The organism is Streptomyces sp. SCUT-3, from assembly GCF_014083985.1.
In the GTDB taxonomy this organism is placed as follows: domain Bacteria; phylum Actinomycetota; class Actinomycetes; order Streptomycetales; family Streptomycetaceae; genus Streptomyces_H; species Streptomyces_H thermolineatus.
Map to the genome: position 1 here is coordinate 1,092,720 of NZ_CP046907.1, position 24,462 is coordinate 1,117,181.

The window sequence follows — 24,462 nt, forward strand, 5'->3', positions numbered from 1 at the left end:
TGAGGACCGGGGGCGGGACGCGGACGGACCAGGGGCGCGGACGCCGGGACCGGGATCACGGGCCGGACCCGCATGACCGGGCGTACCGTCGGTAATACTTCGGTGGACGCCGTGGACAGGGCGTACGGATCGCGTGCAGGTGTGGGAACACAGCCGTTCCCGGGCGGACGGGGAGGGCCCGGACGGCCGATCATGCGGGGGTCTCCCGTCGCGCACCGGTGCGCCGGTCCGCCGCGGGTCCGTCGGCCCCGCGTCCCGTGTCCCGTGTCCCACACCCGAGGAGCCGAATGGTGCAGGAGTTCACCGTGCCGCCCGTGGCCGTGCAGCCGCAGGTGGGCGGGTTGGCGGACAGCGTGTTCCGCAACGCCGAGGAGGTCCCGGACGCGGTGGTGCTCGCCCGCCGGTCGGGCGCCGGCTGGGAGGACGTCACGGCGGGGCGGTTCCGCGACGAGGTGACCGCGCTCGCCAAGGGCCTGCTCGCCGAGGGCGTCCGCTTCGGCGACCGCGTGGGGATCATGTCGCGCACCCGCTACGAATGGACCCTGTTCGACTACGCGCTGTGGACGGTCGGCGCCCAGCCGGTCCCGATCTACCCGACCTCCTCGCCGGACCAGGTGCGGTGGATGCTGCACGACTCGGGGGCGGTGGCCTGCGTCGTCGAGGGCGACGACCACACGATGACGGTGGGTTCGGTGGTGGACCGGCTGCCCCGGCTGGTCCGGCTGTGGCAGCTCGACAAGGGCGCGGTCGACGAGATCGTCGCGGCGGGCAGGGGCGTCCGGGAGGAGGCGGTGCGGCGGCACCGGATGGCGGTGACCCCGGACTCGGTGGCCACCGTCATCTACACCTCCGGGACGACCGGGCGGCCCAAGGGCTGCGTGATCACCCACTCCAACCTCATGACGGAGACGGACAACCTCCTCGGCCGCTGGGAGGCGGTCTTCCGCTCCCGCCCGGGCGACGAGGCGTCCACCCTGCTGTTCCTGCCCCTGGCCCACGTCTTCGGCCGGATGGTCGAGGTCGCCGCGGTCCGCGGGCGGGTGCGGCTGGGGCACCAGCCGAGCCTGGCCTCGGACGACCTGATCGGCGCCCTGGCGTCCTTCCGCCCCACCTTCGTCCTGGGCGTGCCCTACGTATTCGAGAAGGTCTTCCACGCGGCGCGGCGCAGGGCCGAGGCGGCGGGCCGGGTCAAGGTCTTCGACAAGGCCGCAGAGGTCGCGGTGCGGCACGCCGAGGCCCTGGAGGAGCAGGCGTTCGGCACCGGTCCCGGCCCCTCGGCGGCCCTGCGGGTGCAGCACGGGGTGTACGAGGCGCTGGTCTACCGCAAGGTCCGCGACGCGCTGGGCGGGCGGGTGCGGTACGGGATGTCCGGCGGCTCGGCGATGGAGCGGCGGCTGGGCCTGTTCTTCGCCGGCGCCGGGGTGACCGTCTACGAGGGCTACGGCCTGACCGAGACCACCGCCGCCGTGACCGCCAACCCTCCCGGGCGGACCCGTTTCGGCACCGTCGGGCAGCCGGTGCCGGGGACGAGCGTGTGGGTGGCCGACGACGGCGAGATCTGGATCAGGGGCGGCCAGGTCTTCTCCGGCTACCTCAACGACCCGCGCGCCACCGCCGAGGTCCTGCGGGACGGCTGGCTGGCCACCGGCGACCTGGGCTCGCTCGACGGGGACGGCTATCTGACGATCACCGGCCGCCGGAAGGAGATCCTGGTGACCTCCGGCGGGAAGAGCCTGTCCCCCACCCTGCTGGAGGAGAAGGTTCGCGCCCACCCCCTGGTCGCGCAGTGCGTGGTCGTCGGCAACGACCGCCCCTACGTCGCGGCCCTGATCACCCTGGACCCCGAGGCGGCCGAGCACTGGCAGGCCGTGCGGGGCCGGGCACGCCGGCCGCTGCGCGAGCTGGTGCGGGACGAGGCGCTGCAGGCGGAGGTGCGCCGCGCCGTGGCCGCCGCCAACACCGCCGTCTCCCGGACCGAGTCCATCCGCGCCTTCCGCGTCCTGCCCGCCGCGTTCACCGAGGAGCGCGGGCTGCTCACGCCCTCGCTCAAGCTCAAGCGCCGGATGATCGAGACCGTCTTCGCCGAGGAGATCGCGGCCCTGTACCGGCACTGAAGTGCACGAACCGGGCGGGAACGGGTAGGGGGACCGGGCGGGCACGGGGGCGTGAGCGGTCACCGGAGCGGCGGCCGCCGTGCCCGGGAGTCCCGAGATCCGTGTACGACGAGGAAAAGGAACGTGCTCCTGTGAGCAAGGTCCCCTTCATCACCCTGAACAACGGCGTGCGCATGCCCCAGCTGGGCTTCGGCGTCTGGCAGGTCGGCGACGACGAGGCCACCGAGGCGGTGGGCACCGCCCTGGAGGCCGGCTACCGCAGCGTCGACACGGCCGCCGCGTACGGCAACGAGGCCGGCACCGGCAAGGCGCTGGCCGCCTCCGGGCTGCCCCGGGAGGAGCTCTTCGTCACGACGAAGGTGTGGAACTCCGACCACGGGTACGACGCCGCCCTGCGGGCCTTCGACGAGTCCCTGCGCAGGCTGGGGCTCGAGTACGTCGACCTCTACCTGATCCACTGGCCGATGCCCGGCCGCGGCCTGTACGCGGACACCTGGCGGGCGCTGGAGAGGATCCACTCCGAGGGCCGGGCCAGGGCGATCGGCGTGTCCAACTTCCACGAGCCCCACCTGCGGCGCCTGCTGGAGGAGGGCTCGGTGGTCCCGGCCGTCAACCAGATCGAGCTGCACCCGAACCTCGCCCAGGGCGCGCTGCGGGCCTTCCACACCGAGCACGGCATCGCCACCGAGGCGTGGAGCCCCCTCGGCCAGGGCAAGGGGCTGCTCGAGGACCCGGTGATCGTCTCGGTGGCCGGGCGGCACGGGCGGACCCCGGCGCAGGTGGTGCTGCGCTGGCACCTGCAACTGGGCAACGTGGTGATCCCGAAGTCGGTGACGCCCTCGCGCATCGCGGAGAACATCGACGTGTTCGACTTCGAGCTCGACGGCGCGGACATGACCGCGCTGGCCGGCCTGGACCGCGGCGAGCGGCTGGGCCCGGACCCGGAGACCTTCGACTTCACCGGCTGACGCCGGGACCCCGCCCGGCCTCCCCCGCCCCGCCCGCCACCGCCCCGCTCGGTGGCGGGCGGGGCGGGCCGGGCGGGTCGGGGGCGGGCGGGGCAACAGGCGGGCCGGTCAGGCGGCGGGGTTCCGTCGGGCCACCGGGACCTGGGGGCCCACGGACTCCTCCAGCCAGCCGCGCAGCACCGTGTGCACCGCCTCCGCACCGGCCAGGGGCCGCGGCGGGGCGGGCAGGTCCGCCGGGTGCAGCAGGAACGCCCGGCTCTGCCCGCCGCCGAGCCCGCCGTGGGAACCGATCTGCGCCTCGAAGGCGTGCACCTCGCCGGTGAGCGGGTCGCAGGCGGAGTTGACCATGATGTCGGCGACGTGCGGGAAGGTGTCGGTGCGGCGCACCGCCTCGACCGCGCCCTCGCCGAAGGGGGCCAGCGGGTCCTTGCCGACGACCTCGCCGGTGGCGATCCAGTGCTCCGCGCCGCCCGCGCCCAGCACCACCGAGCCGCGCTCGTCCTCGGTGGCCACGAGCAGGAAGCCGATGCCGGGGTGCCCGGCGAGGACGCCGAGCAGCCCGGGGTGGGCGCGTTCGATCTGCTCGCGGGTGGCGCGGCCGGGGATGTCGGGGAAGGAGACCAGGCCGAGGTTGCCCGAGCCCAGGACGATCGGCCGGTCGGCGGGCGGGTGGACGGCCGGGGCGCGTTCGGGCCGGTGCAGGGCGGCGCGGGCGGCCTCGCGGGCCTCCGCGCCGGCGATCTCCTCGCGGGCCGCCTCCGCCTCGATCCCGTACTCGGTGCGGTCCCGGGCGGTCAGGCGCGCCGGGCGGTGCCGGCGGTGCCGGGCGCGGCGTCCCCCGGCCGGCAGGCCGCAGCAGGACAGGACCAGCTCGCGCAGCGACACCCCGTACCGGGCGGCGAAGGTCTCGCCGTGGCTCTGGCCGTGGTCGGAGAGCAGGACGAAGCGGTAGGGGCGCGGGGCGTGCTCGGCCGCGCGGGCGATCAGCCGGATCGAGCGGTCCAGCCGGGCCAGGACCTGCCCGGCGTCCTCGCTGTCCACCCCCGAGTGGTGGGCCACCTCGTCGTAGGCGACCAGGTCGGCGTAGACGGTGCTGCGCCCGGCGAGCATGTCGCCGAGGACGGCGGCGACGACCACGTCGCGCTCGACGACGGTGGCGAAGGCCCGCACCAGCGGGTAGAGGCCGCCGCGCGGCACCCGGGGGCGGTCCCCGCGCAGCCGGGCCCGGGTGGACTGCCGCACCTCGCGCACGACCTCCGCCAGGAACGACCCGGTGGTGCGGACGGCGTGCGCGGGGTCGGAGAAGTAGGCGAAGTAGCCGTGCCGGGAGCGGGTGCGGCGGTCGCGGCGCGCCGCCGCGCTGAGCACGAGCGCCAGTTGGGACGCACCGCCGCCGAAGAGGTTGCCGCGGCTGGCGCCGTCCTCCTCCAGCAGGCCCCGGGCGCCGGGGCGGGAACGGGCCCTGCGCTCCAGTTCGGCGGCGTCGGAGGGGCTGTTGCAGACCACGATCCGCCCGGTCTCCTTCTCGTACCAGCGGAAGGCGGGCACGTCGAAGTTGGAGCCGTGCAGGATGCCCAGTTGGCTGGCACCGGTCTGGCTGGACCAGTCGGTGCGCCAGGGCACCAGGCGGTGGGTGCCGCCGGCCAGCCAGGAGGCGACCGTCGGCATCAGCGGCGGGGTGTCGCGGTCGGCGCGCGCGGGACCGCGGACGGGAGTACGCGCGGGGTCGCGGACGGCCCGCAGCAGCACGTCGTGACCGACCCCGTCCAGTTGCAGGAAGACGGTGCCCGGCGGCTGCGGTGCGGCGGCGTCCGCGCCGCGCCGGGCGCGGCGGCCGGTCCGCCGGCCGGCGAGCCGGGCCAGGCGCCGCCGGTACGCCTCGTCGTCGCGCAGCGCCAGGGTGCCGGAGGCGGCGGAGCAGGCCGCCGAGACGACGGCCGCGATCAGCACCGCGGTGGGCGGGTCGATCTCCCCGCGCCAGTCGGGGACCAGCCGGACGGCGAGCAGCAGCATGACGCCGTTGAGCAGGTACACCAGCAGGGCCAGGACGATCGCCGGCACCAGCAGCAGGGCGCGCACCAGCAGTGGCCACACCAGGGCGTTGAGCAGGCCGAACGCCCCGGCCGCCAGGGCCGCGGCGGCGCCGATGCGGGTGAAGTCGTCGCCGTCGGCGGACTGCAGGCGGAAGTCGGGCAGGATCCCGGCGAGCACCGCGATCGTGACGGTGCCGACCGCCCACACCACGAGCATGTGCAGGAGCGCGCGGCCCGCAGCCTGCCACCGTTCCATCGCCGGCCCCACCTCTGACGTGCCAGTCGCGTACCCGGGTCCCGTACCCGGCCCGGTGCCGGAACCGTGATGTTTGCCACCGTTCCGTACCGGTCCGCACGGTCCCGTGCCGGTGTGCGCCGGTCCGCGGCCCTGCCCAATGGCCGCGTACCGGCACAGTTCCGGCCTCCACAGTGTCACACCGGGCCGCGGACCCGGGCGTCCCCCGGGGGGAGGAGATCCCCCGGGGCCGCGGTCGGGGCATGAACGGACGCGGGCCCGGATACGCTCGTATGCGGAACCGTGGGAGGTGCCCGTGCCGGAAGTGACGTGGTGGGGCCATGCCACCTGCACCGTGCAGGACTCGGGGGTGCGGGTGCTGACCGACCCGCTGCTGACGGGGCGCCTGGCCCACCTGCGGCGCAGGGGCGGCCCCGTGCCGCCGGCCGACGCCGCGCGGGAGGCGGACGTGGCGCTCGTCTCCCACCTGCACTCCGACCACCTGCACCTGCCCTCGCTGGCGCAGCTGGCGCCGGGCACGGCCGTGCTGCTGCCGCGCGGGGCCCTGCGGGCGGTGCCCGGGCTGCGGCGGCTGCCGGGGCTGGGGCTGGAACTGTTCGAGGTGGCCCCCGGCGACGAGGTGCGCGTCGGCCCGGTGACGGTGCGCGCGGTCCCCGCCGAGCACGACGGGCGGCGGCTGCCGTTCGGCTCGGAGCGGGCCCCGGCCCTGGGCTACGTGGTGTCCGGCGAGGGCGTGACCTACTTCGCCGGCGACACCTCGCTGTTCGACGGCATGGAGTCGGAGATCGGCCCGTGCGACATGGCGCTGCTGCCGGTGGGCGGCTGGGGGCCGTTCCTGGGGCCCGGCCACCTCAACCCGCACCGGGCCGCCGAGGCGGCCCGCCGGATCGCCCCGCGGCGCAGCGTGCCCATCCACTACGGCACCTTCTGGCCCGTGGGGATGGGCCGGGTGCGCCGGCACGAGTTCCAGGACCCGGGGCGGGACTTCGTCCGGCACGCCGCCCGGACCGCGCCGGAGGTGGCGGTGGACCTGCTCCTGCACGGCGAGAGCGCGTCGGTGGACCGGAGGCGGGCCGGGCGGTGACGGCTGCGGCGGCTGCGGGTCCGGCGGCTGCGGGGGCGGGGTCGGTGGCGCATCTCGCGCAGGCGGCCGTCGATCCCGCGGCCCAGGGGGCAGTGGCGTACCCGACGCTCTTCCTGCTGCTGCTGGCCGGATGCCTGGTGCCGCCGGTCCCCTCCGGGGCCCTGGTCAGCGGGGCGGCTGCGGTGGCCATGGTCCGCCCGGGGCCGTGGTGGACGCTGCTGCTGATCTTCCTGGTGTCGTCCCTGGCGACCTTCCTGGGGGACTCCGCCCTGTACTGGCTGGGGCGGCGCGGCGCGAAGTCCCGCAACGGCTCGCGCTGGATGCGCCGGATACAGCGCCGCACGGACCCCCGGCGGCTGGAGCGGACCAGCCGCAAGCTGCACGAGCACGATGTGCTGATGCTGGTGGTGTCCCGGCTGCTGCCGGGCGGCCGGCTGCCGGTGGTGGCGGCCTGCCTGCTGGCGGAGATGCCGCTGCGGCGGTTCGCGCACGGCGCGCTGTTCGCCTCCCTGGCGTGGAGCGCCACCTATCAGGCGATCGGCGTCCTCGGCGGGGTGCTGTTCCCCGAGCCCTGGCAGGGGGTGGCCGCGGCGATCGGCCTGACCCTGCTGATCGGCGCGGTCCCGCAGGTGTGGCGGAGGCTGCGGCGACAGGCCGACTGAGGGGCGCCGGCGCCCGGCGGCGGACGGAGCCCGAATCCTGCCCGTTTTATCCGATTTACCGGAGGGGAGGCGCACGTCACCGGCAGGCCGGAGGAAGGCGGGCTTCCCATGGAGCATTCGACCGAAGGACCGCGGACGGCGCCGAGCACCTCGCCCCCCGGGGGCGGGACGCCGACGGGCGGGGCGGGCGACGTGGCGCGGGCGGTGGGACGGGCGCTGGCGGCGGAGGGCGTGCACCTCGTACCGGCCGCCGCCGTACGGGCGCGGCTGGGCGCGGACGAGGACGCGTGGCACCGTTTCTCCGCCCACTGGGATTCACTGAGCACCGACGGCTACGCCTCCGCCCGGGGCACGCGCCGGCTGCGCCGCTACGGACGGTTCTCCGTGACCCCGGCGGCGGGGCGGATCGTCCTGCTGCCCCAGGAGCCCTTCGTGCAGCCGGAGAACAGCAACCCCCTCTACGTCGGGGTGGAGCGCACGTTCGATCCCCTGACGGACTCCTTCGTCGCCGACCCCGTCCTCCGGGCGCTGCTGCGCCTGCTGGGAGAGGTGGCCACGGCCCTGGACGACTCGGCGACGTGGAGCGCGAAGGTGCACCCCTTCCGCGTCGTCGCGTCGGCTGACGCGCACGGGCTGCCCACCCCGGAGGGCCGGCACCGCGACGGCGTCACCCTCGTCTCCTCGCTGCTGGTCGGCCGGAGCAACGTGGCCGGCGGCGAGAGCTCGGTGTCCGACCCGGACGGGAGGCCGCTGCTGACGACCACGCTCGACGAGCCGGGAACGCTCCTGCTGGGGGACGACCGCCGCACGCTGCACGGCGTATCGCCGGTGCGTGCGGTGGACGCCGGCCGGCCGGCCCACCGCGACGTCCTGGTGGTGACGTTCACGCCGGACTGAGGCCCCGGCCCGCACCGGCCGCGGGTGCGGGTGCCCGCGGCCGCGCCTACGCCTGCGGCTTCTCCCGGCGGGGCATCAGCCAGAAGACGGCCACCGCCATCAGGAGCGGCAGGACGCTGACCGTCAGCATGGTGAGCCGCAGCCCGTCGGTGAAGTCCACGTCGAGCTTCAGCCCGGACACCTGCCGGAGCAGGTTCGGGTCGTAACCGGAGCCGCCCGAGCCGACCGCCATGCTGCTGCGCGCGGTGCCCAGGGCCTGTTCGGCCTCGGTCACCGAGAGCCCGCGCGACTCGGCGTCCTTCAGCCACTCCTTCTGGAAGAAGACGTTGAAGAGCAGCAGGTAGACGGTGGGCCCGAACGCGTAGCCGGTCATCCCGAAGGCCTGCTGCACGGAGGCCACCGTGCCGGACTTCTCGGGCGGTGCGTGGGCGAGGACCGTCTCGGACACCGAGGTGGAGGTGGTCAGCGACCCCAGGTTGCACAGCCAGGTGGCCAGCACGAGCCACCACAGCACCATGGTGGGACTGGCGGTGAGCGCCATCAGCACCCCGCCGGCCGTCATCACCAGCAGGCCGGTGGTCATCACCGGCCGCGGGGTGTACTTGCTGATGAGCTTGCCCGCCAGGACCACGGCACCGGAGATCAGCAGCGTGCCGGGCAGGAACAGCAGGCCGATGGCCTGCGGCGACAGCGACAGCACCAGGCCGCCGAACTGTCCCAGGGCGAAGCCGAACCCGCCGATGATGAAGTTCAGGGTGAAGGTCGCCGCCAGGGCCGTGCTGAAGGCACGGCTGCGGAACAGCCCCAGGTCCAGGGCCGGCTCCGGGGTGCGGCGTTCGTGGTGGACGAACAGCACGGCGGCGGCCGCGCCGACCGCCAGCGGCACCAGGGTCTGCGGCCGGAGGACGCCGTTCTGCGCCGTGGCGATGCCGATGACGACGGCCAGCAGGGCCAGGCCGACCAGGGTGACACCGACCGCGTCGAGCCGGCGGCGCTCCAGGACGGGAGGCTCCGGGACGTACCGCGCCGTCAGCCAGAGCGACACCAGTGCCAGCAGCGGAGTGACCAGGAACAGCCACCGCCAGCCCGCGACGTCCACCACCCAGCCCCCGAACGCGGGAGTCACCCCGCACAGGACCATCTCGGTGGCCATGAAGACGCCGATGGCCATGGGCCGCTTCTCCGCCGGCACCGACATCTTCAGCAGGGCGAACGACACCCCCAGCAGCGCGGCCAGCGCCAGGCCGTCCAGGAACCGCATCACCAGCAGGTAGCGGTAGCCGGGGGAGAGCGTGGAGAACAGGTTGACGACCGTGACGCCGACGAGCCCCGTCATCAGCAGGCGCTTGAGCCCGAAGGTGTCCGCGATGCTGCCGACGGCGAGGACCGCCGCGGCCATCACCAGCGTCGCCGCCCCGCTCAGGAACCCGACGAGCCCGGGCGGCACGCTCAGGGCCCGGCTCACCTGCGGCAGGTTGAGGCTGAACATCAGCGGGTCGGCGACCGTGACCGTGAAGGCGAGGGAGAGTCCGAGGATGATCAGCGGCATCCTCGGACCGGTCCGTGACCGGTTCACCGGCATCGCAGCACCTCCTGTGGTTCCGTCCGCGCCCGCGTACGGCGGTCGACGGTAGTCCGGCCCGCGTGCGCCGCCCGGTTGCCCGGGGCCGACACGCACGGGCAGCACGCTTTCGGGCCGGTCGGGCCGGTCAGGCCTCCAGGACGCGGGACTGCCCGATGCCCAGGTCCCACAGGTCCTCCCGGGGGCGGCCGGCCGCGGCCCAGGCGGCGCGGACCCGGGTCAGCGGTTCCAGCGGCGGCTCGGCCGAGAGCAGGAAGGTGCCCCAGTGCATGGGGGCCATGCGCCGCGCCCCGAGGTCGGCCGCGGCCCGGACCGCCTCCTCGGGGTCGGTGTGCACCGTCCGCAGCAGGCCGCGCGGCGCGTAGGCGCCGATGGGCATGAGGGTGACGTCGACGCCCGGCAGACGGCGGCCGATCTCCGCGAACCAGTGCCCGTAGCCGGTGTCGCCCGCGAAGTGGATCCGCCGCCCGTCGCGGTCGGTCAGCACCCAGCCGCCCCACAGGGAGCGGCAGGTGTCGGTGAGGGTGCGCCGGCTCCAGTGGTGGGAGGGGACGAAGTCGAAGCGCACGCCGCCGAACTCGGCCGCCTCCCACCAGTCGAGCTCGGTCACCCGGGTGAAGCCGCGCCTGCGGCACCAGCGGGCCAGCCCGGCGGGCACGAACAGGGCGGTCTCCCGGGGCAGGCGGCGCAGGGTCGGGGCGTCGAGGTGGTCGTAGTGGTTGTGGCTGATCACGACCGCGTCGACGGGCGGCAGCTCCTTCCAGGGCACCCCCACGGGGGTGACCCGTTCGGGGGTGCCGAGGATCCTGCGGGACCAGACCGGGTCGGTCAGGACCGTCAGCCCGCCGATCCGCACGACCCAGCTGGCGTGCCCGGCCCAGGTCAGGCAGACGGTGTCGGTGCCGACGGGGGGCAGCGGGCCGGGCTCGACGGGGATGCGGGGGACGTCGGCGAGGTCGGCGGGCTGCGGGCGCAGCCCGCCCGCGTTGACGACGCCGAGGAGTTCGCGGGGGCCGGGCAGCGGATCGGTCAGGCGGTCGGCGAAGGAGCGGGGCCACGTGCGCACCTCGCCGAGCGGCCGCAGCCCCCCGGCCGGGGCGGGCGCGTCACGGGCCGGGGCGGACGGGGTCCGGCGGTTCGGGGCCGGGGCGGCGGGGGTCCGGTGGTTCGGGGCCGGGGCGGTCGGGGCGGAGGGGAGCCGTCCGGCGGGCCGCTCCCCCGCCGGGTACGGGCGGGTGCGCTCGTGCTGCTGGGTCTGCTCCGGCATGAGGGGCTCCGTTCTGACGGGAGGAACCGTGCGGGTGGGAGGGAGGGGCCGCTCAACCGCCGTCCTCGCCCGCCTCGGGTGCGGATTCCCCGCCTCCCGCCCGGTACTCCCGGGGTGCGGGGGCGGCGGGGCCGGCCGGGGCCTCCTCCACCGGCCCCCCGGGGTCGGCCAGGCCCGGGACCCCCGGCACCGGTGCGTCGGCGGGCCCGCCCGGCCCCGTCCACTCGGCGGACGGCCCGCCCGGCGCGGGCGAACCGGGCGCGGGGGACGTCGGCGGGGGCGGGGGCGGCCCCGGCGGGGGCGCCGGGCCGGCCGCGAGGTCCGCCAGGGCGGCTCGCAGTCCGGCCAGGGCCCGGGCCACGTGCGGCAGGCCCAAGGGGTCGGAGGAGTCCAGGGACTCCTCCTGCTGCTGCTCGGTGGCGCCGTTGAACGGCCCGGTGGGGATCCTGGCGTGCAGGGCGGCGGGGTCGTCCCCGAAGTGGTGGCCGCCCAGGACGGGCAGGCCCGTGCGTTCGGCCAGGAGCCGTTCCAGGGACGCGGAGTCGCAGGCGCCCAGGCGGCCGAGGGCGGGGCGCAGCGAGGCGAAGTCGGGGTAGAGCTGGAAGCCTGCGCCGGGCGGCCTGCACATCGCGCCGGCCGCCACGAGTTCGTGGTGCACGGCCGAGGCGACGGCGGCGTGCAGCCGGTTGGCGGCGGCGGCGCGCTCGGTCAGGGAGCGGGGCTCGTCCAGGCCGAGGGCCGCGGCCGCCTGCACCGGGCCGGGCACGCAGGCCCGCAGCCGGGCCAGGACCTCCAGCGCCCGGTCCCGCAGCACGCGGCCGGGCTCGTCGTCGGTGAAGCGGGCGAAGCCGGCGTTCCATCCGGGGACGGCCAGCCACGGGCCCAGGTCGCCGATGCAGACGGTGCGGGCGGGCAGGATCTCGGCCGGGCCGGGGAAGACCTCCCCCGGGTGGTGCAGGACGTCGCGGAAGGTCTCGTCGGAGACCACGAGCAGGTGCTCGTCCCAGGCGACCTCGCACACCTCGTGCAGCAGCTCGGGCTCGGCGAGGGTGCCGGTGGGGTCGTCGGCCGGTGAGAGCACCAGGATCCGCGGGTCGCCGCCCTCGGCGCGCAGGCGGCGGACCGTCTCCAGCAGGGCGAACGGGTCGGGCACTCCCCCGCACTCGGCGGGCGCCGCGACGGTGTGCACGTCGCGACCCAGCAGGGCGGCCTGCGGCAGCACGTGCGGCCCGCACGGCCGGGGCACCAGCACGTTGCCCTCGGCCGCGGCCAGGACGGCGAACAGCACCGTGGCCGCGCCCGGCCCCAGCAGCACCTGCTCCGCGGTGCCGGGCAGGCCGCGGCGCTCGTAGTAGCCGGCGGCGGCCGTCCGCGCCGCGCGGCTCCCGCCGGGCGGCGCGGGGGCGCCGTCGTCCGCCGCGGCGGCCAGGCGCTCGGCGAGTTCCGCGGGGACGGGCAGGCCGGGGTCGGGGACGAATCGCGCCGCGCCCGGAGCGGGCCGGGGTGTCCGGTCGGTCTCCTGCATGCGTACCTCCGTGGGCCGCGCGTACCCGGGTGCCGCTCCCACCACCCTCACACTTCCCGCGCCGGGCGGCACGGCGGACGGCGCCGCCGGAATGTTTCCGGGCACGGGGGCCGGAAAACCGAGCCACGGAGTGCCCCGTTCCCGCGAGGGGGCGGGGCGCCCGGCCCGCGGAGGCCGGGGACGGCCCGGACGGACGGGAGGGCCGGGACCGGAACCGGACGGACATGGAACCGGACGGGCACGGAACCGGACGGGCACGGAACGGGAACGGCACGAAGACGGCACGAAGACGGCACGAAGACGGCACGAGAGAGGCGGCACACTCCATGGGCCACTCCAGGGCCCCGGTGCTGGACGCACTGGCCGCGCACGGCGGGAACAGCGACCTGACCTTCACCCCGCCGGGCCACGAGCAGGGCCGGGGGGCCGACCCCCGGGTGGTCGAAGTGCCGGGGAGGGACGTGTTCGCCTCCGACGTGCTCATCATGAACGGCCCGGACGACCGGCGGATGACCGGAGGGGTGCTGGAGCAGGCCCAGGAGCTGATGGCCGACGCGGTAGACGCCGAGCACGCCTTCTTCTCCACCTGCGGCAGCTCGCTGTCGGTCAAGAGCGCGATGCTGGCCGTCGCCGGGCCGCACGAGAAGCTGCTGGTCTCGCGCAACGCGCACAAGTCGGTGGTGGCCGAGTAGGCGCAGGCCTCGTCCCGGGACGGAAACGGGACGGTCCGGGGCCTTCCGGGCCGTCCCGTTTCCGTCGGCCGGTTACGACGGCCGTTTCCGTCGACCGGCCACGAAGTATTGGTACAGACCTTGTTGGAGGGTCCCTGCTCCCCGATACTTGGTCCAGACCACAGCGCGCGCTTCGGAACACCCCCACCTCCTCCAGGAGCACCCATGCGCAGAAGACTCGGAGCAGCCGCGCTCGGCCTCGGCCTGCTCGGCACCACCCTCGCCGCGGCGGGCAGTGCCGTCGGCCACGGCTACACCAGCACCCGCCCAGCCGTGCGGCCCTGTGCGCCCAGCGCGTCGTCACCGGCTGCGGCGACATCCAGTGGGAGCCGCAGAGCGTCGAGGGCCCCAAGGGCTTCCCGTCCGCGGGCCCCGCGGACGGCAGGATCTGCAGCGGGGGCAACACCCGCTTCGCCGAGCTCGACGACCCCCGGGGCGGGAACTGGCCCGCCACACAACTGACCGGCGGCCAGGGCTACGACTTCAAGTGGACCCTGACGGCCCGTCACGCCACCACCTCGTTCCGGTACTTCATCACCAGGGACGACTGGGACCCGACACGACCCCTGACCCGCGCGGACCTGGAACCGGAACCGTTCATGACCGTCCACTACGGCGGGCGGCAGCCGGAGGCCGTCGCCGTGCACCGGGGGACCGTGCCGACGCAGAAGACCGGCCGGCACCTGATCCTCGGGGTGTGGGACATCGCCGACACCCCGAACGCCTTCTACTCGTGCGCGGACGTGCGGTTCTGACCACGGACGCCGCAGGAGCCGCAGGGACCGGAGGGGCCGCGCGCGCCGCCGCACCCGGGCGGCCCGCGGAACCCTGACGCCGGCCCCGCCCCGGGAACTTCCCCGCCCGGGGCTGCGAACGGTGTTGCAGGACGCGTGCTTCGGGCGCGGGGCGGCTGTGCCGCCCCGCGCCCGAAGTCCCCTTTTTCACTCCGCTCGACCCTTCGGCCAAGGAGCGGCTGCCCCGGCCCCTCCGGAGCAAACTCCTTCCGGAGGAAGACATTCCCGACCCCCGCGGGCCGGACGGGCCCCGGAGCGAGGAGGAGACGAGGGGAGGGCGGGGGAGGGCGGGGGGAAGCGGCGGGAAAGCGCCGGGGCCGGCCCCCACCCGCACCGGCACCCGTGCCGGCATCCGCATCGACACTGCACCGGCACCCGCGTCGGCATCCACGACGCCACCGGGGCGAAATCACGCGCAATCGGGCGCCGCGCCGATGATTCCCCGGCATCCCGCCGGGTAGCCGCCGGATGCGGAGCCCCGCATTCCGCCGCAGCGCGCGGTCGCGGCGCACCGCAGCACAACGGAACGGAACCCGCCCGCGACAGTCTGGAGGGACCGTGGAACTCGGTTTTCTCAGCCCCCTCTTCCAGCAGCCCGGACCCTGGGCCTCGGTGTACCTGCCCCCCGCCACCGCGACGGAGGACGCGGTCAAGCAGCACGAGCTCACCGTACGGTCCGTCTGCGACGACCTGGCCGCGCGGGGCGCGGACCGGGACACCTGCGAGGCCCTGCGCCAACGGCTCGCCGGCGCCCGGGCCGACCGGGCACCGGGGGTGGCGGCCTTCGCCGCCGGAGGCCGGGTGGTGCTGGACCTGCCGCTCCCCACGGCGCCCGGACGGCCATCGGCCCACTGGGCCGCCCTGCCCCACACCTCGCCCCTGCTGGAGCTGATGGACGACACCCCGCCCTGCCTGATCGCGCTGGTGGACCGCACCGGTGCCGACTTCCGGCTGGACGCGGGAACCGGCAGCCGGCCGGCCGGCAGCGTCGAGGGAGAGGACTGGCCGGTGCACCGCACCGCGTCCGCCTCCTGGTCCGAGCGCCACTTCCAGAACTCGGTCGAGAACACCTGGGAACAGAACGCCACCGGAATCGCCCGGGCCCTGCACGAGGCCTTCACCGACAGCGGGGCCGGGGCCGTCGTACTCGCCGGCGACCCGCGCGAGAGGCGCGAGGTGTACGACAAACTCCCGGAGGAGGTGCGCGCGGTCACGGTGGAGACCGAGCACGGCGGGCGCGCCCCCGGCTCCGGCACGCCCCGGCTGGACGAGGAGGTCGAGCGGACCCGCCACCGGCTGCGCGGCCGGCGGACCGAGGAGATCCTCGACCGCTACCGGACGGGCCTGGGACTCCACGGCGAGCGGGCGGCCGCGGTGTCCGGGGTCCCGGCACTGGTGGAGGCCGCGCAGAGCCACCGCATCGCGGCCCTGCTGATCAGCCCGCACGGGTCCGACCTGGAGCGGGAGGTGTGGGTGGGCCCCGACCCGGACCAGCTGTCGACCCGCCGCAGCGACCTGCAGTACCTGGGCGAGACCTCGCCCAGCCCCGCCCCGGCCGGTGACGCGCTGCTGCGCTCGGCCGCGGTGACCGGCGCCGAGGTCCTGACCGTGCCGGAGGTGCGGGAGGCGCCGGAGGGCGGCCTCGGCGCGCTGCTGCGCGGCACGGCCCCGGTCTCCGCGCAGGCCCGTTGACGGCCCGCCGGGGACGACCGCAGGACAGGGCCCGCGGGACCGGCAGGGCCGGCGGGGCGGGCAGACGAGGAAGGACCGAAGGCCATGCAACGAGGCAGTGACCGTCTGAGCGTCCACCGCGACGACGAGATGAAGCACGAACTGAAGGGGCTGCTGCAGTCCGGGCACCCGACCCGCGTCGAGGAGTGGAACGACCCCGAGCCGGCCGCCGACGACGACCCCGACGTGCTGCCGCCCGGGGCCCGCGCCCCCGAGGAGGACGAGCGCCTGCGGCTGGAACTCGCCCGGCACCTGGCCCGCACCGCGTTCCCCGGCAAGCGCTCCGACATGCTGCGGGTGCTGCGCGAGCGCCACGCCCCGGACCCGCTGGTCGAGCTGGTCGAACGCGCCCCCGAGGGCCGCACGTACGGCACCGTCCGGGAACTGGTCGACGCCCTCGGCGAGCAGCGCGGGTGAACCGGGTCCGGAGGCTGCCCCCGGACCGGGAGCAGCCCCGGACCGGGAGCAGCCCCGGACCCGGGAGCAGGGGCCGGGGCCGCCCGGACGCGCTGCAGGCGCGGATGCGGGTACGCCCGGGAGAGGGAATCGCGTGCCCCGTGTCCGGTCCCTGCTCCCCTCAGGGACCGGACATCCCGGGGATTCACGGTGATCCGCCGGAAGCCCGGGTAGTCGTCGGGTCATGAGCCGTATCACCGACCGGCTGCACGCCGTGGACCGTGCGGTCTTCGACCAGGTGGCCGCGCGCAGCTGGCCCGGCGCCGAACCGGTGCTGCCGCGCCTGAGCCGCAGCGCCAACCGCGGGATGCTGTGGTTCGGCGTGGCCGCCGGGCTGGCCGTCTTCGGCGGCGCCCGGGGGCGGCGGGCCGCACTGCGCGGCCTGGGCTCCCTCGCGGCGGCCTCCCTGACCGTCAACACTGTGGGGAAGCGCACCGTGCGGCGCAGACGGCCGCTGCTGGTCGGCGTGCCGCCGTCCCGCCACCTGCACCGCCAGCCGTTCACCACCTCCTTCCCTTCCGGGCACTCCGCCTCGGCGGCGGCCTTCGCCGCCGGAGTGGCCCTGGAGTCCCGCAGGCTGGGAACCCTGGTGGCCCCGGCCGCGTGGTCGGTGGCCTTCTCCCGGATCTACACCGGCGTGCACTACCCGGGGGACGTCCTGGCCGGGCTGGCCCTGGGCGTCGGGGCCGCCCTGGCGGTGCGCGGGCTGGTCCCCTCCCGGGACGGCACCGCCGTCCCCGCCCGGCCGCGCGCCGACGCCCCCGCGCTGCCCGGGGGCGAGGGGCTGATCGCCGTCCTCAACCCCCTGTCCGGCCCCCCGCCCCTGATCACCGACCCGGCGCACCGGCTGCGCACCGCCCTGCCCAGGGCCGAGGTCGTGGTGCACGACGAGGACGACGACCTCGTGGAGGTGCTGGAGGACGCGGCCCGGCGGGCCGCGGAACGGGGCGGGGCGCTCGGCGTGCACGGGGGCGACGGCAGCGTCAACGCCGCCGCGGCGGCGGCCCTGCGCCACGGCGTGCCGCTCGCCGTCTTCTCCGGCGGCACCCGCAACCACTTCGCGGCCGACCTGGGCCTGGAGACCGTCGAGGACACCGCGCGTGCGGTGCAGGCCGGCGACGCCGTCGCCGTCGACCTGGCACGCTGGTCCCCCGGCGCGCTGCCGCCACCGGCACCGGGACGCGGCGCCCCCGCGGGGGGCGCCGCGGCCGCCGCAGCCACGGGCGGGGGCACCACGTCCGGGGCACCCGGTGGTACCGGGGCGTCCGGGGGGACCGTCTTCGTCAACACCTTCAGCATCGGCTCGTACCCGGAGCTGGTGCGGGTGCGCGAGCGGTGGTCCAGGCGGGTGGGCAGCCTGCCGGCCGGTGTCCTGGCAGCCGTGCACGTACTGCGCCACGAGCGGCCGGTGGAGATCCGGATGAACGGTGTGCGGCGCACCGTGTGGCTGGTCTTCGTCGGCAACTCCGCCTACCGCACCGTCGGGTTCGCCCCCGCGCGGCGCGGCGACCTGGCCGACGGCCTGCTGGACGTGCGGGTCGTGCACGGCGGGCGGTTCGCCAGGACGCGGCTGGTGGCCGCCGCCCTGACCGGGGCGCTGGGGCACTCCCCCGTGTACTCGGCGGCCCTGCTGCGCCGGGTGCGCATCGGCGGGCTGGCCCCGGGCACCCGGCTCGCCTTCGACGGGGAGGTGGTCCCCGCGCCCGGCGAACTGGTCGTCGACAAACTCCCCGCCTCCCTGGTGGTCTACCGGCCGGTCGCACGGCGCTGAAGCCCCGCCAGGGCCGGGGGCCGCGTGTCGGGGCCCCGGCCGGAAGCCGCGGGCCGGAGGGCGCCGGGAGGGTTCCCGGTGTCCTCCGGCCCGGGGCCGTCACGTGCCCGTCACGGCCGGTCGGTGATGTGCACCGCGTCCTCCTCGGCGGACAGGCCCCCGGTGTCGCCCTCCTTCGAGTAGGGGATCCGGTCGCGGGGCTGCTCCGGGCCGCCCTGCGCGGTCAGCAGCCCCGCCCGCGGCTCCTCCGCGCCCGGTCCGCCCTCCGGCTCGTCGACGTCCGGCAGGCGCTCGCCGTCCACGTCGACGTCCGGCTCCTCCTGGGCCAGCCGGTCGTCGAGGCTCTCGCCCTCGCGCAGTTCGTTCGCCGTGGGACGCGCCTGCGTGACGGCGGTCGGGGTCGCCGGGGACCGGCTCCTGCTGCGGGTCCTCGGCACGCTGCTGCCGCGGGGTGTCGTCCTGGAGGTCGGGGATGCCCTCCGACTCGGGGTCGCGGCCCGGGTCGTGCGGTGCGGTGGTCATGGCGGGAACCTCCTTGCGGGATCTTCCGGGTCGGCTTCCCGGGGCACGCCGGATCACACGCATGCCGGACGCGTGACCGGGCCCGCGGCGGGCAGGCGACGCACCGTCGCAGGGGCTCGCCGGACCGCCTTCCCGGGGAGGTTCCCGGCAACCCCGGTAGGATGGACCGGCCTTCGAGGGAGGCAGGCCTTCCCGCCCCCGGCAACGACGCCTCCAGGAGGGCCACGCGTACATGACCGTCACCGAGCAGGCCCTGGTACCCGCGGACGAGGAGCAGCGCCTGGCGGCCGTGCGCCGCTACGCCATACTCGACACCCCGCCGGACGGCGCCTTCGACCGGGTGACCGCGCTGGCCGCCCGCCTGTTCGGCACCCCGATCGCCACCGTGACGATCGTGGACGAGAACCGCATCTGGTTCAAGGCGAAGAAGGGACTGCCGGACGGCGTCGAGCAGACCGGCCGCGTCCCCGGGCTGTGCGCCTCGGCGATCCTCCACGACACCCTGTACGTCGTCGCCGACGCGCTGCGCGACCCGCGCACCGCCGCCAACCCCCTGGTCCACGGCGAACCGGGGGTGCGCTTCTACGCGGCCGCCCCGATCACCACCCGCGACGGCCACCGCCTGGGCACCGTCAACATCCTCGACACCCGCCCCCGCAGCTTCGAGGAGGCGGACCTGGCCGCGCTCGGCGACCTCGCCGCGATCGTGATGGACGAGCTGGAGATGCGGCGGTCGGCGATGCGCACCGTGGCGCTGGAGCGGGAACTGCGGGCCAGGGTGGAGGCGGAGCGGACGCGCCTGGCACGCCTGGCCAACACCCTGCAACGCACCCTCCTCCCGCCCGCCCTGCCCGAGGTGCCCGGCCTGGAGGTCGCCGCGCACTACCGGATCGCCTCCGCCGACCGGGTCGGCGGCGACTTCTACGACCTGTTCCCACTGGCCGACGGCCGCTGGGCGTTCTTCGTCGGGGACGTGTGCGGCAAGGGCTCCCGGGCCGCGGCGCTGACCTCGCTGACCCGCTACACCCTGCGGGCGGCCGCCACCTACGACCCGGACCCGCTCGAGGTCCTCAAGAACCTCAACACCGTGCTCCAGCACGAGTACCAGGACGGTGACGCCCGCTACTGCACCGCCCTGTTCGGCCTGCTGTCCGGCTGCGGCGGCCCGGAGGGGGTGGAGGTCACCCTGGCCGGCGGCGGCCACCCCCCGGCCTACGCGATCCGCGGCGACGGCACGGTCGAGTCGGTCCACCCGGCCGGCGGCCAGCTGATCGGCCTGCTGCCCGACGCCCGGTTCGCCGTGACCCGGCTCCGGCTGTCCCCCGGCGACACCCTTCTGCTGTACACCGACGGCCTGAGCGAGGCCCGCACCCCCGACGGCGCGATGCTCGGCGAGGGCCACCTCCCCGACCTGCTGTCCGGGCTGGCCGGGGCGAGCGCCCCCGCCGTCGTGGCCTCCCTGCGGGACCTGCTCGCACAGACCGTGCAGAGCCAGTCCGACGACACGGCGCTGCTGGTCCTGGCCGTGCCCGCGGCGGGCGCCGCAACGACGACCACCGCGACGGCCGCCGCAGCGGCCGGCAGGAGTTCCGCGACCGACAGGAGTCCCGCGGCCGACAGGAGTCCCGATGAACCGAGCCCTTCCTGAACTGACCGTCGCCGTGCACCGGGAGCGGGGGAACGCTGTCCGGGTGACCGTGGCGGGCGACCTGGACTACAACACCGCCCCCGAACTCCGCCGGGCACTGGACGACGTCCCCTTCACCCCGGGGGTGCACGTGGTGCTCGACCTGTCGGCCCTGACCTTCTGCGACTCCAGCGGCATCACCGTCCTGGTCGCCGCCCACCGGCTGGCGACGGACGCGGGGGGATCGGTCTCCCTGGCCGCCGTTCCCCCGGCGGTCGCGCGGATCTTCGGCATCACCGGGCTGGACCAGGTCTTCACCCTCCACCCCACCGTCGAGGACGCCCTGTCCGCCGACCGGGAGCGCTGACGGCCGCCTGCGGCGGGGGCCTCCGCCGGGTCAGGGCGGGCGGGGCAGGGCCCGGCGGGACGGGTCCGCCGGGTCGGGGCCGCCGGGGTGATTCCGCGCAGGGAACGCCCCCTCCCGCAAGATCACATGAGATAAGGTAAGCCTTACTTCACCCATGGTGCGACGGAGGTCCCATGAGCACGGCGTCCCGGGCCCGCCCCCTCCCGGCTGCCCCGCGGAACACCCCCGCGCACCCGCCCCGCGTCCCCCGCCCCGCGCCGGTGGGGACCGCCCTGCCCCCGGAGGCGGTGACCGCCCTGCGCGGAGCGCCGCCCGCCTCGGTGGAGGCCTTCTGGGAACGCGTCCGGAACGAGGGCACCCCGCTGGTCCGCCCCCTGGCCCGCGGCGGCGGAAACGGCAGCGGTGACGGCAGTGCCGGCAGCAGTGGTGGCGCCGGCGGTGACGGTGACGAGTACGCGGTCACCTTCCTGTGGCGGGGGACCCCGGACACCCGCGCGGTCCTGGTCGTGCCCAACAAGGTCCTCGACCCCCGCGACCCGGCGCGCAACCTGATGGAACGGGTGCCCGGCACCGACGTGTGGCACCTGACGCTGCGGATGCGCGGCGACTGGAGCGCCACCTACTCGCTGTGCGTGGACGAGGGCGACGGGCCGCCCGGCCCCACCTCCCCCGGCCCCACCTCCCCCGGGCCCGCCCACTGGCAGTGGCTGCGGGGGCGGGGACGGCCCGACCCGATGAACCGGCTGCCCCGGATGCCCCCCCGTTGGGGCGGCGGCGAACTGTCCGTGGTGCGCCTCCCCCACGCCCCGGCGCAGGAGGAGTGGGAGCCCCGGCCCGGCGCCCCGGCCGGCACCGTCACCGAGCACCTCGTGCGCAGCGAGCATCTGGGCAACGAGCGGCGCGTGTGGCTCTACACCCCGCCCGGCCTTTCCCGGCGGGAGGCGCAGGACACCGCGCCCCTGCCCCTGCTGGTGCTCCTGGACGGCGAGATGTGGGAGCCGGCGCTGCGGGTCTCGGCCCTGCTGGACAACCTCGTCGCGGACGGCCGCATCCCCCCGGTGGCCGCGGTGCTCCCGGAATCGGTCGACAACGGCCTGCGGTGGCGGGAACTGGCCTGCGACGAGAGGTTCGCGGCCTTCCTGACCGACGAACTCCTGCCCTGGGCGGGCGAGTCGGTGCCGATCACCGACGACCCGGCCCGCACCGTGGTGGCCGGGCAGAGCCTGGGCGGCCTCACCGCCGCGTTCGCCGCGCTGCGCGCCCCGCACCGGTTCGGCAACGTCCTCTCCCAGTCGGGGTCGTTCTGGTGGCCCACCGGCACCCCGGACGACACGGACGGCACGGGCGCCGAGTGGCTGACCGCCCGCGTCCGGGAGGGGGAGGCCGGGGACCTGCCGGTGCGCTTCGACCTGTCGGCCGGGCTGCAGGAGTGGGTCCTGCTGCCCGCCCACCGACGGCTGCGCGCAGCACTGGAGGCGCGCGGCTGCGAGGTCTCCTACGAGGAGTTCAACGGCGGCCACGACTACCTGTGCTGGCGCGCCCGCCTGACCGAGGGCCTGGTTCGCCTGCTGGGCCGCCCGCAACCCTGACCCGCCACGCCGCCCGTGACCCTGGGACGCCCACGGTCCCGTGGCGCCCACGGTTCTGGAGCGCCCACGACTCAGGGCCACCCACCGCCCAGGGGTGCCCGCAGTTCCGGAGCGCCCCGGCACGATGCGTCCCCGGCGCGCCTCGGGGGCCGACGGCCCGTTCGCGGGGCACCCCCTTATGCCGCCTCCAGGTGCGCAGGGGCGGAAGGAGCGCCATAGCTTTGACCTACTGTGCCCGTTTCGTAACAGGAGGTCGCCGTGGGACTCTTCCGGAGCCCGTCGCCGTTGCTCGCCGCCGCTGTCCTCAGCAGCTCCGCCGGACTCGTCCTCGCCGCGGCCGCCCCGGCCGGGACGGCTCCGCTGGACGCCGCGCAACCGGCCCCGACTGCACCGGCGGCCCCGGCTGCACCGGCGCCGTCGCCCGGTACCGGCCACATCCACATGCCGATCAGCCGCACCGTCCGCCTCGAGGCGCACCTGAAGGTCGGCGAGGAGGTGGACCTGGGCAGGCCCGGACGCAGCGTCGGCGACCAGTTCGTCTTCAGCGGCGACCTGCGGCCGGTGGGCGCGCGGGGCAAGCAGGACGGCCACGCCTCCGGCCGGGTCGGCGGCCACTGCGTCATCACCGACACCGCGCTGAACGCGGGCCAGTGCTCGACGACCGCGGTCCTGAGAGAGGGCCAGATCACCGTCCAGGGCGAGCAGACCGGAATTCCCACCCCGGCCCCGGTCGTCAACGCGGTCACCGGCGGCACCGGGGAGTTCCGCAACGCGACCGGCCAGGTGACCCAGAAGTTCCTGACCCCGTCGGTCTGGGAGTTCACCTTCCGGCTGACCCTTCACAACCCCGAGCCCGCTGCCCACCAGATGCCCAAGGGCCCGGTGGACGCCGGTTTCGGCTCCCGGACGGCCCCGCCCACCCGCTGACGGGCCGCCTCAGTACGCCACGCCGACCGTCTTCCCGGCCGCCGGGTCGTCCAGCACCACGAGCAGGGCGTGGGACAGGGCCGTCCGGGCTCCGCGAGGCGTATCGGGAGCGGGCCCGTGGGCAGCCTGCGGGACGCGTTCCGCGCCGGACATGCTCCCGGGCTCCCGGAGTCAGTCGCCGTAGGGCACCTTGGCGCGCGCGTCACGCAGCGCGTTCCCCCACCAGGCCAGCTGGTCGAGCAGTGTCTTCGCGGCCACCGCGCCGGACTCGTTCTTCATCTGCCCGTCCTCGTCGAACTGCTCCCATGCCGTGTGGAGACTGACCACCTCGCGCACCGTCACGGTGTGCAGCTCGGCGAAGACGGGGCGGAGGTGCTCGACCGCGCGCAGCCCGCCGGACAGTCCGCCGTAGGACACGAACCCCACCGGCTTCGCCTGCCACTGGGCGTAGTGCCAGTCGATCAGGGTTTTCAGCGACGCCGGATAGCTGTGGTTGTACTCGGGCGTCACCACGACGAAGGCGTCGGCCTCGTCGAGGCGCGGAGTCACCGCGGACAGGATCTCCTGCGCCTCCTCCGAGGGCGTGGCGGACAGCACCGGCGGCAGAGGGTGATCGGCCAGGTCCATCACGTCGACGACCATGTCGGCACGCTCCTTCGCGAGACCGGCGAACCAGGTGCCGACGGTCGGGCCGAGACGGCCTTCACGGATACTGCTGACGATCACCGCGAGGCGGAGTGGGGAACCAGACATCACATGTTCCTTGGTGTGGAGGACAACTGGGTGCTGCAGGGCCGTACAGCGGAGTTGTGCTTGCGTCCGAGCCCGTGCCCGAACTCTCCACCTTGCACCTTGGTTCAAGTCAACCTTCCCCGCGCTTCCACGGGCCCGGCCGCCCGGCTCCTGCCCGGTGGCCGAGCGCGTCGGGCCCTGCCCGCGTGTCCGCGTCGAGGGCGACGGCGCCGTGGCTCACGGCGTGCGCGGGCACTCCGCGGTCCGTCGGGGAAACCGCCGGACCGTCACGAAAGATCGAGGCTAACGTAGGACACATGTCGCACCTCTCTTCCTCCGCTTCGGAACTGACTGTAGGGGAACTGTCCAAGCGCAGCGGCGTTCCGGCTTCCGCACTGCGTTTCTACGAACGCCAAGGGCTCATCCACAGCCGTCGCACGAACGGAAATCAGCGGCGCTACAGCCGTGAAGTGCTGCGCCGCGTGGCATTCATCCGCGTCTCGCAGCGCCTGGGGATTTCGCTCGCCGCCATCAGGTGCGCGCTCAAACTCCTGCCCGACGGCCAGGCGCCCACCACCGAGGAATGGGCCTCCATTTCCCATTACTGGCAGGTCGACCTGAACGCCCGAATCGCGAAGCTCGAAGGGCTCCGCGACCGGCTCGCCGAGTGCATCGGCTGCGGCTGCATGTCCCTCGGCACGTGCGAGCTGGCCAACCCCGACGACGTCGCCGCCAAGCACGGGCCGGGAGCTTTCCGGCTGTGACGCCGTCGGCCGGCGTGCCGGCCGGTGCGGCCGGGGACCGGGCACCGGCATGGCGCCGGACGC

At 75.6% G+C, this 24,462-nt stretch carries 20 protein-coding genes and 2 pseudogenes; 15 read left to right on the plus strand and 7 right to left on the minus strand.

Translation table 11 applies throughout. The features are described from left to right. Positions 1 to 290 precede the first annotated feature (290 nt). Both GQS52_RS04760 and GQS52_RS04765 read left to right on the plus strand, forming a co-directional pair. The gene (locus tag GQS52_RS04760; RefSeq protein WP_182316207.1) at positions 291 to 2,114 is read left to right on the plus strand and encodes an AMP-dependent synthetase/ligase; all 1,824 of its coding nucleotides are present in this window, start codon (positions 291 to 293) and stop codon (positions 2,112 to 2,114) included. Between the two features lie 131 nt (positions 2,115 to 2,245). Then, a complete protein-coding gene (locus tag GQS52_RS04765) occupies positions 2,246 to 3,082 on the plus strand; it encodes an aldo/keto reductase (protein WP_275946452.1) in 837 nt (278 codons plus the stop codon). Positions 3,083 to 3,190: 108 nt separating this feature from the next. On the opposite strand, the gene GQS52_RS04770 is transcribed toward GQS52_RS04765, so the two are convergent. Further along, entirely contained in the window at positions 3,191 to 5,371 is a 2,181-nt protein-coding gene (locus tag GQS52_RS04770; protein ID WP_182311810.1) for a phage holin family protein, read from the minus strand. Between the two features lie 289 nt (positions 5,372 to 5,660). Between GQS52_RS04770 and GQS52_RS04775 the strand changes: the two genes are divergently transcribed. From GQS52_RS04775 to GQS52_RS04785, 3 genes are all read left to right on the plus strand, one after another. Next, positions 5,661 to 6,455 carry an MBL fold metallo-hydrolase gene (locus tag GQS52_RS04775; RefSeq protein WP_182311811.1) on the plus strand — a complete coding sequence of 265 codons (795 nt, stop codon included), beginning with the start codon at positions 5,661 to 5,663 and terminating at the stop codon, positions 6,453 to 6,455. 44 nt (positions 6,456 to 6,499) lie between these two features. Further along, a complete protein-coding gene (locus tag GQS52_RS04780) occupies positions 6,500 to 7,117 on the plus strand; it encodes a VTT domain-containing protein (protein ID WP_182311812.1) in 618 nt (205 codons plus the stop codon). Between the two features lie 108 nt (positions 7,118 to 7,225). Next, complete coding sequence (locus GQS52_RS04785) at positions 7,226 to 8,014, plus strand: 2OG-Fe dioxygenase family protein (protein WP_182311813.1); 789 nt, start codon at positions 7,226 to 7,228, stop codon at positions 8,012 to 8,014. A gap of 46 nt (positions 8,015 to 8,060) precedes the next feature. Here the strand turns inward: GQS52_RS04785 and GQS52_RS04790 are convergent, their stop codons facing one another. The 3 genes from GQS52_RS04790 to GQS52_RS04800 all read right to left on the minus strand — a co-directional run bounded on the left by GQS52_RS04790 (position 8,061) and on the right by GQS52_RS04800 (position 12,388). Further along, complete coding sequence (locus tag GQS52_RS04790) at positions 8,061 to 9,563, minus strand: MFS transporter (protein WP_220472738.1); 1,503 nt, start codon at positions 9,561 to 9,563, stop codon at positions 8,061 to 8,063. A gap of 160 nt (positions 9,564 to 9,723) precedes the next feature. Continuing rightward, positions 9,724 to 10,863 (minus strand): MBL fold metallo-hydrolase, encoded by a 1,140-nt coding sequence (locus GQS52_RS04795; RefSeq protein WP_182311815.1) that lies wholly within the window; start codon positions 10,861 to 10,863, stop codon positions 9,724 to 9,726. A 52-nt stretch (positions 10,864 to 10,915) separates the two neighbouring features. After that, positions 10,916 to 12,388: an aminotransferase class I/II-fold pyridoxal phosphate-dependent enzyme gene (locus tag GQS52_RS04800; RefSeq protein ID WP_182311816.1), complete on the minus strand. Its 1,473-nt coding sequence runs from the start codon at positions 12,386 to 12,388 to the stop codon at positions 10,916 to 10,918. Positions 12,389 to 12,714: 326 nt separating this feature from the next. Here GQS52_RS04800 and GQS52_RS04805 point away from each other — a divergent pair. The 5 genes and pseudogenes from GQS52_RS04805 to GQS52_RS04825 all read left to right on the plus strand — a co-directional run. Continuing rightward, a pseudogene (locus GQS52_RS04805) lies at positions 12,715 to 13,074 on the plus strand (ornithine decarboxylase); the annotation flags it as partial. A 210-nt stretch (positions 13,075 to 13,284) separates the two neighbouring features. Then, positions 13,285 to 13,874 (plus strand): annotated as a pseudogene (locus tag GQS52_RS04810) (lytic polysaccharide monooxygenase auxiliary activity family 9 protein). A gap of 597 nt (positions 13,875 to 14,471) precedes the next feature. Beyond that, positions 14,472 to 15,605: a Vms1/Ankzf1 family peptidyl-tRNA hydrolase gene (locus GQS52_RS04815; RefSeq protein WP_182311818.1), complete on the plus strand. Its 1,134-nt coding sequence runs from the start codon at positions 14,472 to 14,474 to the stop codon at positions 15,603 to 15,605. A gap of 84 nt (positions 15,606 to 15,689) precedes the next feature. Continuing rightward, positions 15,690 to 16,061 carry a DUF2795 domain-containing protein gene (locus tag GQS52_RS04820; RefSeq protein WP_182311819.1) on the plus strand — a complete coding sequence of 124 codons (372 nt, stop codon included), beginning with the start codon at positions 15,690 to 15,692 and terminating at the stop codon, positions 16,059 to 16,061. Between the two features lie 223 nt (positions 16,062 to 16,284). After that, positions 16,285 to 17,871, plus strand: a complete 1,587-nt coding sequence (locus tag GQS52_RS04825; RefSeq protein ID WP_182311820.1) for a bifunctional phosphatase PAP2/diacylglycerol kinase family protein — start codon at positions 16,285 to 16,287, stop codon at positions 17,869 to 17,871. A 110-nt stretch (positions 17,872 to 17,981) separates the two neighbouring features. On the opposite strand, the gene GQS52_RS04830 is transcribed toward GQS52_RS04825, so the two are convergent. Beyond that, a complete protein-coding gene (locus GQS52_RS04830) occupies positions 17,982 to 18,308 on the minus strand; it encodes a DUF5709 domain-containing protein (protein WP_259370583.1) in 327 nt (108 codons plus the stop codon). 317 nt (positions 18,309 to 18,625) lie between these two features. Between GQS52_RS04830 and GQS52_RS04835 the strand changes: the two genes are divergently transcribed. The 4 genes from GQS52_RS04835 to GQS52_RS04850 all read left to right on the plus strand — a co-directional run bounded on the left by GQS52_RS04835 (position 18,626) and on the right by GQS52_RS04850 (position 22,903). Continuing rightward, on the plus strand, positions 18,626 to 20,041 hold the full coding sequence (locus GQS52_RS04835) for a GAF domain-containing SpoIIE family protein phosphatase (RefSeq protein ID WP_182311821.1): 1,416 nt from the start codon (positions 18,626 to 18,628) through the stop codon (positions 20,039 to 20,041). Continuing rightward, a complete protein-coding gene (locus tag GQS52_RS04840; protein ID WP_182311822.1) occupies positions 20,022 to 20,387 on the plus strand; it encodes an STAS domain-containing protein in 366 nt (121 codons plus the stop codon). Before GQS52_RS04835 ends, GQS52_RS04840 begins: the two co-directional genes overlap by 20 nt. Before the next feature lie 173 nt (positions 20,388 to 20,560). After that, positions 20,561 to 21,976: an enterochelin esterase gene (fes, locus tag GQS52_RS04845; RefSeq protein WP_182311823.1), complete on the plus strand. Its 1,416-nt coding sequence runs from the start codon at positions 20,561 to 20,563 to the stop codon at positions 21,974 to 21,976. Positions 21,977 to 22,234: 258 nt separating this feature from the next. Then, positions 22,235 to 22,903, plus strand: a complete 669-nt coding sequence (locus tag GQS52_RS04850; RefSeq protein WP_182311824.1) for a hypothetical protein — start codon at positions 22,235 to 22,237, stop codon at positions 22,901 to 22,903. Positions 22,904 to 22,912: 9 nt separating this feature from the next. Here the strand turns inward: GQS52_RS04850 and GQS52_RS04855 are convergent, their stop codons facing one another. Then, positions 22,913 to 23,056 carry a hypothetical protein gene (locus GQS52_RS04855; RefSeq protein ID WP_182311825.1) on the minus strand — a complete coding sequence of 48 codons (144 nt, stop codon included), beginning with the start codon at positions 23,054 to 23,056 and terminating at the stop codon, positions 22,913 to 22,915. An 18-nt stretch (positions 23,057 to 23,074) separates the two neighbouring features. Next, positions 23,075 to 23,656, minus strand: coding sequence for an NAD(P)H-dependent oxidoreductase (locus tag GQS52_RS04860; protein ID WP_182311826.1), 582 nt, complete (start codon positions 23,654 to 23,656; stop codon positions 23,075 to 23,077). 296 nt (positions 23,657 to 23,952) lie between these two features. Here GQS52_RS04860 and soxR point away from each other — a divergent pair, with 296 nt between their 5' ends. Beyond that, on the plus strand, positions 23,953 to 24,399 hold the full coding sequence (soxR, locus tag GQS52_RS04865) for a redox-sensitive transcriptional activator SoxR (RefSeq protein ID WP_182311827.1): 447 nt from the start codon (positions 23,953 to 23,955) through the stop codon (positions 24,397 to 24,399). Positions 24,400 to 24,462 lie beyond the last annotated feature (63 nt).